The sequence below is a fragment of the Streptomyces sp. NPDC046465 genome, assembly GCF_040646035.1.
Taxonomy (GTDB): Bacteria; Actinomycetota; Actinomycetes; order Streptomycetales; family Streptomycetaceae; genus Streptomyces.
On record NZ_JBEYZK010000014.1, the window covers coordinates 1 to 11788 of the forward strand.

Genomic DNA, 11788 nt, shown 5'->3' on the forward strand with positions numbered 1-11788 from the left:
ACGATCGTCAGACCCGGAACCAGGAACGCGGTCTGGCGGGCCCGCTGATGCAGGTTCTCCAGCGAGAGCCTCGCGTCCTTGAGGAAGATCTGCCGGTCCGCCCAGTACCGCACCCGCGTACCGGACCGGCTCTTCGGTGTTTTGGCGGTCTGACGCAGGCCACTGGCAGGGGTGAAGTCCGCCGTGGGACCGGCGCCGTCGTACGCGCCCGGTGTGCCGCGCCGGAAGCTGATCGCGTGGGTGCGCCCGCCGCGGTCCACCTCGATGTCGAGACGTGCGGAGAGAGCGTTCACCACGGACGCGCCCACACCGTGCAGGCCGCCGGAGGCCGCGTACGAGCCACCGCCGAACTTCCCGCCCGCGTGCAGCTTGGTGTAGGCGACCTCGACCCCCGCGAGCCCGGAGCGCGGCTCGATGTCGACGGGGATGCCGCGGCCGTTGTCCCGGACCTCGACCGAACCGTCGTCGTGGAGGATGACCTCGATGTGGTCGCAGTGCCCGCCGAGAGCCTCGTCGACGGAGTTGTCGATGATCTCCCACAGGCAGTGCGTCAGGCCCCGACTGTCCGTCGACCCGATGTACATGCCGGGCCGTTTACGGACGGCCTCCAGGCCCTCAAGGACCATCAAGTGCCGTGCGGTGTAGTCGGATCCGTCGGTGCCGGGCCCGGCCGGTGCGGTTGCGGATGCTGAGGTGGGGGACGCGCTCACGCGGTGGTTCCTCCGGGGTCTGCGAGCAGGGTGCGGGGTGGGTGGCCTGGTGGCCGAAGCCAGATGTCGAGGAAGTCGAGGAAGTCGAGGAAGTCGAGGAAACGGACGTCCTTGGTGTTGTGCTGGATGAACGAGCGGCGGGCCGCCACGTCTTCACCCATGGGGGCGGCGAACAGATCGTCGGCGACGGCCGCGTCAGCCGCGTCGGCCGATCAAGGGTCGCATGAACCGGATCAGGGACGCCTGCAGGCGGCGAGCGCGGCCCGCAGCGCCGCGTTGAAGCGGTCGGGGAATTCCTGGTGCGGCATGTGGCCGGAGCCGGTGATCGCGCCGAGCGTGGCGCCCGGAGTGAGCGCGGCGCAGGCGCGGGCCACCTCAACGGGGATCGCGGGGTCCAGCTCGCCGTGGATGTAGTGGACCGGCACCCGCAGTCCCGGCAGCGCGGGGCGCGGGTCGTACAGGTGGGCTGAGACCTGGTGCTCGTCGATGTGGACGCCGGATGCCAGGATCTGGCGGACGGTCCGGTCGACGAGGGCGGGCGCGGTGCCCGGCGCGAACCAGGTGGGCACCCAGTCGGCGACCGTACCGGCCCGGTCGCGACGGAGTGCGGCCACGAGCTCCGCCTGCGCCCGCGCCGACGGCCAGTACCCGGGTGCGCCCACCGGGACCACGCCCGCGACCAGGTCGGGCCGCCGCGCCCCCAGTTCGACGGCGAAGGTCCCCCCGATCGACGAGCCGACGACCACGGGCCGCTCAAGACGCAGCGCCCCGATCAGCGCCACCAGATCGTCGACCACGTCCGCGACGGTGTTACCCCGCGCGGGGTGGGCCGACCGCCCGCAGCCCCGCCAGTCGACGGTGACCACCCGGTGGCCCCGGGCGAACGCGGGCAGCTGAGCGTCCCAGGCCCGCCCGCTGGTGCCCCACCCGTGCAGGAACAGCAGCGCGGGTCCTGTCCCCTCGTCCTCGTAGTGCAGGGTCGTGTCATTGACGTCCAGACTGGGCACGGTTCTCCTCGGCCTCGTGGGCCCCGGCGGGCCGCTCGGTTGGTGATTTCTCCAGCCAACCGCGGCCGCTTCCACCCGCCAATGAGCACTCCGCGCGCGCAGCGATCACGCATGATGATCGTCGGTGTGGCTGAGCACGTCAGCCGACGCCGCACCAAATCCCTGACAGTCGGCCGCCCGCCGTGGGATCGTCCTCGGGTGACCGACGCTGCTGGTGGGGAAACGACGACCGGACGACCGGACGACCGCGCCGCGTCCGCCCTGCGCTTCACGACGGAACTCGTCGCGTGGGTGGCCACCCCCTGGGCCCTGGCCGGCCACTCATGGCTGCTCGCCGCCCTGTCCGTGGTGGTCCTGATCGGCCTTCCGACGGTCTTCTCCACCGTGGGCGACAAGGCCAACGTGATCATCCCCGTGCCGGGCTCGGTCACGATCCTGCTGGTGCTGCTCCAGCTTGCCGCGGCCGTGGTCTCCTCGTGGCTGGCCTGGCCCGTGTGGGCGGCGGTCCCCGTGACCCTGCTTGCCGCGGCCGCCCTTGTCACGGAGCGCCCGCGCTGGCGTTGGCTGATGTCCGCGGCCGCGAACCGACTCGCCGCCTGAAGCGCCCCGCGCCCCGCGCCCCCCCCGGACGACCAAGACCGAAGCACTCGGCCACAGCGGGCCTCGGCCCCCGCGAGGCAGCACATTGCATAAAACTGCGGCGAAACGTATAGTCATGCCATCCAAGAGGAGGGTTCCATGAGGGTACGCGCAGCAGTGGCAGGGGCGAGTGGGTACGCGGGCGGCGAGCTGCTGCGTCTGCTGCTCGGGCACCCCGGGATCGAGATCGGCGCCCTCACCGGCAACTCCAACGCGGGGCAGCGCCTCGGCGCGCTGCAGCCGCACCTGCTTCCGCTCGCCGACCGGACCCTCGAGCCGACCACCGGTGAAGTCCTCGCCGGGCACGACGTCGTCTTTCTCGCGCTGCCCCATGGACAGTCCGCCGCCGTCGCCGAGCAGCTCGGGCCCGACGTCCTCGTCGTCGACATGGGCGCCGACTTCCGGCTGACGGACGCGGGGGAGTGGGAGAAGTTCTACGGGAGCCCGCACGCCGGCACCTGGCCCTACGGCCTCCCCGAACTGCCGGGCGGCCGCGCCGCCCTTGACGGGACCAAGCGCATCGCCGTGCCCGGCTGCTACCCCACCGCGGTCTCCCTCGCCCTCTTTCCCGCGTACGCGGCGGACCTCGTCGAGCCCGAAGCGGTCATCGTCGCGGCGTCCGGCACCTCCGGCGCGGGCAAGGCGGCCAAGCCGCACCTCCTCGGCTCGGAGGTCATGGGGAGCATGTCCCCGTACGGCGTCGGGGGAGGGCACCGGCACACGCCCGAGATGATCCAGAACCTCTCCGCCGCCGCGGGCGCCCCCGTCACCGTCTCCTTCACGCCGACCCTGGCCCCGATGCCCCGCGGCATCCTCGCCACCTGCACCGCCAAGGCCAGGGCGGGCGTCACCGCGGAGTCCGTGCGGGCCGTGTACGCGAAGGCGTTCGCCGACGAGCCGTTTGTGCGGCTGCTCCCCGAGGGGCAGTGGCCCGCCACCGCGGCCGTGTACGGCTCGAACGCCGTGCAGATCCAGGTCGCGTACGACGAGGCGGCCGGGCGCGTGATCGTGATCTGCGCCATCGACAACCTGACCAAGGGCACCGCGGGCGGCGCCCTGCAGAGCATGAACATCGCCCTCGGCCTCGACGAGGCCACCGGGCTCACAACGATCGGAGTCGCGCCGTGAGTGTGACGGCAGCTAAGGGATTCACGGCCGCGGGCATCGCCGCCGGGATCAAGGAGAACGGCAACCCGGACCTGGCCCTCGTGGTCAACACCGGGCCCCGCCTGGCCGCCGCGGGCGTCTTCACCTCCAATCGCGTCAAGGCCGCCCCCGTCCTCTGGTCGGAGCAGGTCCTCAAGGGCGGCCTGGTCTCCGCCGTCGTCCTCAACTCCGGTGGCGCCAACTCCTGTACGGGTCCGCAGGGCTTCCAGGACACGCACGCCACCGCCGAGAAGGTGGCCGAGGCGCTCTCCGTGAACGCGGGCGAGGTCGCCGTCGCCTCGACCGGACTCATCGGCGTGACCCTCCCCATGGACAAGCTCCTGCCGGGCGTCGACAAGGCCGCCGGTGAACTCTCCGCGCACGGCGGCGAGAAGGCCGCCATCGCCATCAAGACCACCGACAGCGTGCACAAGACGTCCGTCGTCGCGAAGGACGGATGGACCGTCGGCGGCATGGCCAAGGGAGCGGGCATGCTCGCCCCCGGCCTCGCCACCATGCTGGTCGTCCTCACCACCGACGCCGACCTCGAAGCCGACGTCCTGGACCGGGCGCTGCGCGACGCCACCCGGCTCACCTTCGACCGCGTCGACTCCGACGGCTGCATGTCCACCAACGACACGGTCCTGCTGCTCGCCTCGGGCGCGTCCGAAGTCGCCCCGGAGTACGCCGAGTTCGCCGCCGCCGTACGTGAGGTCTGCGACGACCTCGGACGGCAGCTCATCGGTGACGCCGAGGGTGCGAGCAAGGACATCAAGGTCGAGGTCGTGAACGCCGCGAGCGAGGCCGACGCCGTCGAGGTCGGCCGCTCCATCGCCCGCAACAACCTCCTCAAGTGCGCCCTGCACGGCGAGGACCCCAACTGGGGCCGCGTGCTCTCCGCGATCGGCACGACGTCCGCCGCCTTCGACCCGGACCGGCTGAACGTGGCCATCAACGGCGTCTGGGTCTGCAGGAACGGCTGCGTGGGCGAGGACCGCGAGCTCGTCGACATGCGCTACCGGGAGATCGTCATCACCGCCGACCTGGCGGCGGGCGCCGAGACCGCGACGATCTGGACGAACGACCTCACCGCCGACTACGTCCACGAGAACAGCGCGTACTCCTCATGAGCGGCAATACGAGCAGCAATACGAGCGGCAATCCGACCGCGCGTAAGCACACCGCGCTCCCCAAGGCGCAGATCCTCATCGAGGCGCTGCCCTGGCTGACCCGGCACCGCGGCAAGACCGTCGTCATCAAGTTCGGTGGCAACGCCATGGTCGACGAGGAGCTGAAGGCCGCCTTCGCCCAGGACGTCGTCTTCCTGCACCACGCGGGCGTCAAACCCGTCGTCGTGCACGGTGGCGGCCCGCAGATCAACAGGGCTCTGGACCGGCACGGCATCGTCAGCGAGTTCAAGGCGGGCCTGCGGGTCACCACCGAGGACGCCATGGACGTCGTACGCATGGTGCTCGCCGGACAGGTGCAGCGCGAACTCGTCGGCCTGCTCAACCAGCACGGCCCGCTCGCCGTCGGCCTGACCGGCGAGGACGCGCACACCATCACCGCCACCAAGCATCAGCCCCGCATCGAGGGCGAACTGGTCGACATCGGCCGCGTCGGCGAGATCACCGAGATCGACACGGGCGCCATCGAAGCGCTGCTCGCCGACGGCCGCATCCCCGTCGTCTCCTCGATCGCCCGCTCCCAGGACGAAGGTGATTCGGGGCATGTCTACAACGTCAATGCTGATACGGCGGCTGCGGCACTCGCTGCGGCGCTTGATGCCGAGACCCTGATGGTCCTGACCGACGTCGAGGGCCTGTACGAGGACTGGCCCCACTCCGACGAGGTCATCAGCAGGCTCACCGCCACCGAGCTGGAGAAACTCCTGCCCGAGCTGGCCAGCGGGATGGTCCCGAAGATGGAGGGCTGCCTGCACGCCGTGCGCAACGGCGTCGAGACCGCCCGCGTGATCGACGGACGCGTCCAGCACTCGATCCTGCTGGAAATTTTCACGGATGAAGGAATCGGCACGATGGTCGTGCCCGACCAGGAGCCCGACCAAGAGCCCGACCAGGAGGGGGAGTCATGAGCAACCAGGAGCTGACCGCGCGCTGGCAGGGCGCGCTCATGGACAACTACGGCACGCCCAGGCTGCCTCTCGTGCGCGGCGCGGGCACCAAGGTGTGGGACGCGGACGGCAAGGAGTACCTCGACTTCGTCGGCGGCATCGCCGTCAACGCCCTCGGGCACGCGCATCCGGCGGTCGTCGAGGCCGTGAGCGCGCAGATCGGCGCGCTCGGCCACGTCTCGAACCTCTTCGTCGCCGAACCGCCCGTGGCGCTCGCCGAGAAGCTGCTGCAGCTCTTCGGGCGCGAGGGCCGCGTGTACTTCTGCAACTCCGGTGCCGAGGCGAACGAAGGCGCGTTCAAGATCGGTCGGCTGACCGGCCGTCCGCACATGGTCGCCACCGAGGGCGGCTTCCACGGCAGGACCATGGGCGCGCTCGCCCTCACCGGTCAGCCCGGCAAACAGGAGCCGTTCCAGCCGATGCCGGGCGACGTCACGCACGTACCGTACGGCGATGTCGAGGCGCTGCGCGCGGCGGTCACCACCGAGACCGCCCTCGTGATCATCGAGCCGATCCAGGGCGAGAACGGTGTCGTCGTGCCGCCCGCGGGTTATCTCAAGGCGGCCCGGGAGATCACGAAGGCCACCGGCACGCTCCTCGTCCTGGACGAGGTGCAGACCGGAATCGGCCGCACCGGGCACTGGTTCGAGTACTTCGCGCACGACGGCGTGGAGCCGGACGTCGTCACGCTCGCGAAGGGTCTGGGCGGCGGTCTTCCGCTCGGCGCCACCATCGCGTTCGGCGCCGCCGCCGAGCTCTTCAAGCCCGGTCACCACGGCACGACGTTCGGCGGCAATCCCGTCGCGTGCGCCGCTGGCCGCGCCGTCATCGACGCCGTCGAGGCCGAGGGGCTCCTTCAGAACACCAAGCGGGCGGGCGAGAAACTGCGCGACGCAATCGAGTCACCGGGGCACCCGCTCGTAGGTCATGTAAGGGGCTCGGGGCTGCTGCTGGGTATCGTGCTCACCGAGCCGCTCGCGCCGCGGGTGCAGCAGGCGGCTCAGGACGCCGGCTACCTCGTGAACGCGCCCGCCCCCGATGTCGTACGGCTGATGCCGCCGCTGAACGTGCGCGACGACGAGGTGGACGCGTTCCTCGGGGCCCTGCCCGCGATCCTGGACAAGGCCTTCGAGGCCCACGGGGACGGACGATCCGGAGAATGAGACAACGATGAGCCAGGCGCAAGGCAACGAGCACGGCGACCACGCGGGCCCCGCCGTGCCGCAGACCCGCACCGCACGCCACCGCCGGATCGTGGACATCCTCAACCGGCAGCCGGTGCGCTCACAGAGCCAGCTGGCGAAGCTGCTCGCCGACGACGGACTGACCGTCACGCAGGCGACGCTCTCCCGCGACCTCGACGAGCTGAACGCGGTGAAGATCCGCAACGCCGAGGGCGACCTCATCTACGCGGTGCCGAGCGAGGGCGGATTCCGCACCCCGCGCGCGCCGTTGGGGGAGTCGGCCAAGGAGGAGCGGATGCGGCGCCTCTCCGCGGAGCTGCTGATCTCCGCGGAGGCCTCGGCCAACCTCGTCGTCCTGCGCACCCCGCCGGGCGCCGCCCAGTTCCTGGCATCGGCCATCGACCAGGCCGAACTCCACGACATCCTCGGCACGATCGCGGGCGACGACACCTTGATGCTGATCAGCAGGGAACCGACGGGAGGCCAGGCGCTGGCGGACCATCTGCTGCGGCTGGCTTCGAACGAGCACTGAATTCTGGCCCCGGGGCCTTGGGCGCCGCTGATCACCGGCTCCGCCGGGTTCGTCCTCAATCGCCGGACGGGCTTGAATTCCGCCGCGCCAGCCACGCCGCCACCAACGCCCCCGACACGTTGTGCCACACGGAGAACACCGCCGAAGGCAGCGCAGCGAGAGGGCTGAAGTGGGCCGTGGCCAGTGATGCCGCGAGGCCCGAGTTCTGCATGCCGACCTCGAAGGCCATCGCCCGGGATGCGGGCGGGCCGAGCCGGGCCAGTCTGCCCGCGCCGTAACCGAGCGCGAGACCGAGCCCGTTGTGCAGGATCACCGCGAGGAACACCAGTGCCGCGGCCGACTTGATGGCCGCGGCGCTGCCCGCGACGACGATCGCCACGATGGCGGCGATGGTCAGCGCCGACAGCCACGGCAGCGCGCCGAGCACCCGGTCGACGTACCGCCCGAAGAGCAGCCGCACGGTGAGCCCGGCGAGGACCGGAAGCAGCACGGTCTTGAGGATGTCGGTGACCATCGAGCCCGCGTCCACCGGCAGGTACTCGCCCGCGAGCAGCAGCGTCAGCGGCGGCGTGACCAGCGGCGCGAGGACGGTCGAGACGGTGGCGACGGAGACGGAGAGCGCCACGTCACCGCGCGCGAGGTACGTGACCACGTTCGACGCCGTACCGCTCGGCGCGCAGCCCACCAGGATCACGCCGGCCGCGAGCTGCGGCGACAGGCCGAGCGCGTGGGCGATCAGCCAGCCGAGCCCCGGCATGATGACGTAGTGCGCGACCAGGCCCAACGCGACGGCCCAGGGCCGCTTGACCACGCCCTGGAAGTCGAGCGGGGTCATGGTCAGGCCCATGCAGAACATCACCACACCCAGGAGGTACGGGACGTTCGTGCCCCAGCCCTCGAAGGCGTCCGGCAGGGCGAGACCGAGCGCGCCCGCCGCGAGGACGAGCACGGGAAAGACGGTGACGGCGCGGCGGGCGGCCTTGTCGGCAGGGGGCTGTTCGGATTTCACGGCGTGATGCAACGCCCCGGCCGGGCGCACACGCAACCCCGTCTCGGTATGTGGTCGCTACACGGAGGTCTGCGGCCCGGGGACGCCGGGCGGCAGCGGCAAGGGCAGCCCCGGCAACCCGTCCATGCTCTGCGCGATGTGGTCCTTCTTGGCGAAGTATGCGCTGAGCGACTCGTCGTCCTCCCGAGAGAAGCGCCTGCCGTGCAGGTCGCGGTCCTTGTCGTAGGTCATGAAAGGCACCGCGTAACCGCAGCTGTCGCGGATGAGGTCGGCCGTCACGACGACGATGGCACGCAGGCCGTGCAGCGTCGGGTCGATGCCGGGAAAGTGGCCGAGAAGTTCCGGGAAGCGCGGGTCGTCACGGAAGACGGGCTCGCCCGCCCCGTGCACCCGCACGATGTTGGGCGGCCCCTGGAACGCGCACCACATGAGCGTGATGCGGCCGTTCTCCCGCAGGTGGGCGATGGTCTCGGCGGTGCTGCCCGCGAAGTCGAGGTACGCGACGCGCAGTTCGTCGAGGACCGCGAAGGAGCCCTGGAGGCCCTTGGGGGAGAGGTTGACGGTGCCGTCGCCGGCGAGCGGCGCGGTCGCCGTGAAGAACATCGGCTGTTCCTCGATGAAGGTGCGGAGCCTGCCGTCGATGCGTTCATAGGTCTTTCCCATGGGCAGTGATTATTGGCCATAAGTTCTTTGTTTGTCTAACGAAATGGGCCACCGCCTTACGGGTCGACTGGATTGACGAAACATACGGTGTACTGCATACTCATGCAGGACGGATGACGGTGCAAGCAGGGAACGGCCTTGAGGAGCACGTGCAGTGAGCAGCAACAACGGCGGTGACGTCCGGCTCTGGGGCGGAAGGTTCGCCGACGGGCCCGCGGAGGCCCTGGCGAAGCTTTCGGCATCGGTCCACTTCGACTGGCGCCTGGCGCCGTACGACATCGCCGGTTCCCGCGCCCACGCCCGCGTGCTCCACAAGGCGGGCCTGCTCACCGAGGACGAGCTGACCGGCATGCTGGACGGCCTCACCCGGCTGGAGGCCGACGTGGCCGACGGCTCCTTCGTCGGCACCATCGCCGACGAGGACGTCCACACCGCCCTGGAGCGGGGCCTGCTCGAGCGGCTCGGCCCCGACCTCGGCGGCAAGCTGCGGGCCGGCCGGTCCCGCAACGACCAGGTGGCGACGCTCTTCCGGATGTACCTGCGCGACCACGCCCGGATCATCGGCGGCCTGCTCGCCGAACTCCAGGGCGCGCTCGTCGGCCTCGCCGAGGCGCACCCCGACGTCGCCATGCCCGGACGGACGCATCTGCAACACGCCCAGCCGGTGCTCTTCGCCCACCACGTCCTCGCGCACGTCCAGTCGCTGTCCCGGGACGCGGAGCGGCTGCGGCAGTGGGACACCCGCACGGCCGTGTCGCCGTACGGCTCGGGCGCGCTGGCCGGCTCCTCGCTCGGCCTCGACCCCGAGGCCGTCGCGAGGGACCTCGGTTTCGAGCACGGCTCGTCCGCCAACTCCATCGACGGGACGGCATCGAGGGACTTCGTCGCGGAGTTCACGTTCATCACCGCGATGATCGGCGTGAACCTCTCCCGGATCGCCGAGGAAGTCATCATCTGGAACACGAAGGAGTTCTCCTTCGTCACCCTCCACGACGCCTTCTCGACCGGCTCCTCGATCATGCCGCAGAAGAAGAACCCGGACATCGCCGAGCTGGCGCGGGGCAAGTCCGGCCGCCTCATCGGCAACCTGACGGGCCTGATGGCGACGCTCAAGGCGCTCCCGCTCGCGTACAACCGCGACCTCCAGGAGGACAAGGAGCCGGTCTTCGACTCCTGCGACCAGCTGGAGGTCCTGCTCCCCGCCTTCACCGGCATGATGGCGACGCTCACCGTGCATCGCGAGCGCATGGAGGAGCTGGCCCCCGCCGGTTTCTCGCTCGCCACCGACATCGCCGAGTGGCTGGTCAAGCAGGGCGTGCCGTTCCGTGTCGCGCACGATGTCGCGGGCGCGTGCGTGAAGGTCGCCGAGGCCGAGGGCAAGGAGCTCGACGGCCTCACCGACGAGCAGTTCGCCGAGATCTCCGACCACCTCACCCCCGAGGTGCGGACCGTCCTGAACGTGCCCGGCGCCCTGGCCTCCCGCGACGGCCGCGGCGGCACCGCCCCCTCCGCCGTCGCCGTGCAACTCGCCGAGGTCAAGGCGGATCTGGCGGTGCAGCAGGAGTGGGCGGTAGCCCGTACCCGTAAGTGACGACGCTTGTGCGTGCGTGACGACGCTTGTGCGTGCGTGACGACGCTTGTACGTGCGTGACCCCGCGTGCACGTGAGTGACGACGGGGGTGCTTAGGTGACAAAAGGGCGTCGCGGGTTACGTTGACGGGGAACCCCCTACGACGAGGAGCCCGCGATGCCCTTCGCACGGCTGGCCGCAGCCACGACCCCGACCGCGCACCTGGGACTCGGCCTCGCCGCCGTCGGCAGGCCCGGCTACATCACGCTGGGCCGGGAGACCGACCTGCCGGCTTCCCGCAGCGTCGAGGACCTGCGCGAGCGCGCCCTCGAACTCCTCGACGCCGCTTACGCGTCGGGGGTCCGCTATGTCGACGTGGCACGGTCGTACGGCCGGTCCGAGGAGTTCCTCGGCGACTGGCTGCGCGCCAGGCCCGACATCGATGACGTCGTCATCGGCAGCAAGTGGGGCTATACGTACACGGCGGACTGGCGCACCGAGGTCGAGGGCCCGCACGAGGTCAAGGACCACAGCCTCGCCGCGTACACCCGTCAGCGCGCCGAGACCGCCGAACTGCTCGGCGACCGGCTCGACCTCTACCAGATCCACTCCGTGACCCCCGACAGCCCGGCGCTCACGGACAAGGAACTCCAGGGCCACCTGGCCGGGCTCGCCGCCGAGGGCGTCACGGTCGGCCTCTCCGTGAGCGGTCCCCACCAGGCGGCCGCGATCCGCGCCGCCCTCGCCGTGACCGTCGACGGGGAGCCGCTCTTCCGCACCGTCCAGGCCACGTACAACATCCTGGAGACCTCGGCGGGACCCGCGCTCGCCGAGGCGCACGACGCGGGCCTCACCGTGATCGTCAAGGAGGGCATGGCCAACGGCAGGCTGGCGGGGCCGTACGCGCCGCCCGCGCTGCGCGAGGTCGCCGAGGAGACGGGGCTCGGCTGCGACGCGGTCGCGCTCGCCGTCCTGCTGGCCGAACCGTGGACGGGCGTCGTGCTCTCCGGAGCGGCCACGCCGGTCCAGCTCGTCTCCAACCTGCACGCCGCCGCCGTCGATCTGGTTGCCGGGCAGCTGGAGCGGCTCGTGGGGCTGGTGCAGGACCCCGCCGCGTACTGGGAGGGCCGGGCGCGGCTGCCCTGGAACTGAGAGCCTGTGTCATTCCCGTGAGACATTAATGTCTCACGCGGC

Annotated in this window: 13 protein-coding genes; 8 read left to right on the forward strand and 5 right to left on the reverse strand. The window is 70.9% G+C overall.

Annotated features, from left to right (window positions below):
- From ABZ953_RS22170 to ABZ953_RS22180, 3 genes are all read right to left on the reverse strand, one after another.
- Positions 1-710: ATP-binding protein (locus ABZ953_RS22170; RefSeq protein WP_361726527.1), on the reverse strand; the 710-nt coding region annotated here is incomplete at its 3' end.
- Positions 707-871 carry a hypothetical protein gene (locus tag ABZ953_RS22175; RefSeq protein ID WP_361726529.1) on the reverse strand — a complete coding sequence of 55 codons (165 nt, stop codon included), beginning with the start codon at positions 869-871 and terminating at the stop codon, positions 707-709. The genes ABZ953_RS22170 and ABZ953_RS22175, both read right to left, overlap by 4 nt.
- Before the next feature lie 72 nt (positions 872-943).
- A complete protein-coding gene (locus tag ABZ953_RS22180) occupies positions 944-1717 on the reverse strand; it encodes an alpha/beta hydrolase (RefSeq protein ID WP_361726531.1) in 774 nt (257 codons plus the stop codon).
- A gap of 198 nt (positions 1718-1915) precedes the next feature.
- Here ABZ953_RS22180 and ABZ953_RS22185 point away from each other — a divergent pair, with 198 nt between their 5' ends.
- The 6 genes from ABZ953_RS22185 (at position 1916) to ABZ953_RS22210 (ending at position 7352) form a co-directional block, all read left to right on the forward strand.
- Positions 1916-2317, forward strand: coding sequence for a hypothetical protein (locus ABZ953_RS22185; RefSeq protein WP_361726533.1), 402 nt, complete (start codon positions 1916-1918; stop codon positions 2315-2317).
- Positions 2318-2455: 138 nt separating this feature from the next.
- Positions 2456-3484, forward strand: a complete 1029-nt coding sequence (gene argC, locus ABZ953_RS22190; RefSeq protein WP_361726535.1) for an N-acetyl-gamma-glutamyl-phosphate reductase — start codon at positions 2456-2458, stop codon at positions 3482-3484.
- Complete coding sequence (gene argJ, locus ABZ953_RS22195) at positions 3481-4632, forward strand: bifunctional glutamate N-acetyltransferase/amino-acid acetyltransferase ArgJ (protein ID WP_361726537.1); 1152 nt, start codon at positions 3481-3483, stop codon at positions 4630-4632. The genes argC and argJ overlap by 4 nt, the downstream gene beginning before the upstream one ends.
- Positions 4629-5597 carry an acetylglutamate kinase gene (argB, locus tag ABZ953_RS22200; protein ID WP_361726539.1) on the forward strand — a complete coding sequence of 323 codons (969 nt, stop codon included), beginning with the start codon at positions 4629-4631 and terminating at the stop codon, positions 5595-5597. Before argJ ends, argB begins: the two co-directional genes overlap by 4 nt.
- Positions 5594-6799: an acetylornithine transaminase gene (locus tag ABZ953_RS22205; protein WP_361726543.1), complete on the forward strand. Its 1206-nt coding sequence runs from the start codon at positions 5594-5596 to the stop codon at positions 6797-6799. The genes argB and ABZ953_RS22205 overlap by 4 nt, the downstream gene beginning before the upstream one ends.
- A 7-nt stretch (positions 6800-6806) precedes the next feature.
- Complete coding sequence (locus ABZ953_RS22210; protein WP_361726545.1) at positions 6807-7352, forward strand: arginine repressor; 546 nt, start codon at positions 6807-6809, stop codon at positions 7350-7352.
- 55 nt (positions 7353-7407) lie between these two features.
- On the opposite strand, the gene ABZ953_RS22215 is transcribed toward ABZ953_RS22210, so the two are convergent.
- Both ABZ953_RS22215 and ABZ953_RS22220 read right to left on the reverse strand, forming a co-directional pair.
- The gene (locus ABZ953_RS22215; RefSeq protein ID WP_361726547.1) at positions 7408-8361 is read right to left on the reverse strand and encodes a bile acid:sodium symporter family protein; all 954 of its coding nucleotides are present in this window, start codon (positions 8359-8361) and stop codon (positions 7408-7410) included.
- A 57-nt stretch (positions 8362-8418) separates the two neighbouring features.
- Positions 8419-9024, reverse strand: a complete 606-nt coding sequence (locus ABZ953_RS22220; protein WP_361726549.1) for a pyridoxamine 5'-phosphate oxidase family protein — start codon at positions 9022-9024, stop codon at positions 8419-8421.
- Between the two features lie 154 nt (positions 9025-9178).
- Between ABZ953_RS22220 and argH the strand changes: the two genes are divergently transcribed.
- Both argH and ABZ953_RS22230 read left to right on the forward strand, forming a co-directional pair.
- On the forward strand, positions 9179-10615 hold the full coding sequence (gene argH, locus ABZ953_RS22225; RefSeq protein ID WP_361726551.1) for an argininosuccinate lyase: 1437 nt from the start codon (positions 9179-9181) through the stop codon (positions 10613-10615).
- Between the two features lie 156 nt (positions 10616-10771).
- Complete coding sequence (locus ABZ953_RS22230; RefSeq protein WP_361726553.1) at positions 10772-11746, forward strand: aldo/keto reductase; 975 nt, start codon at positions 10772-10774, stop codon at positions 11744-11746.
- Positions 11747-11788 lie beyond the last annotated feature (42 nt).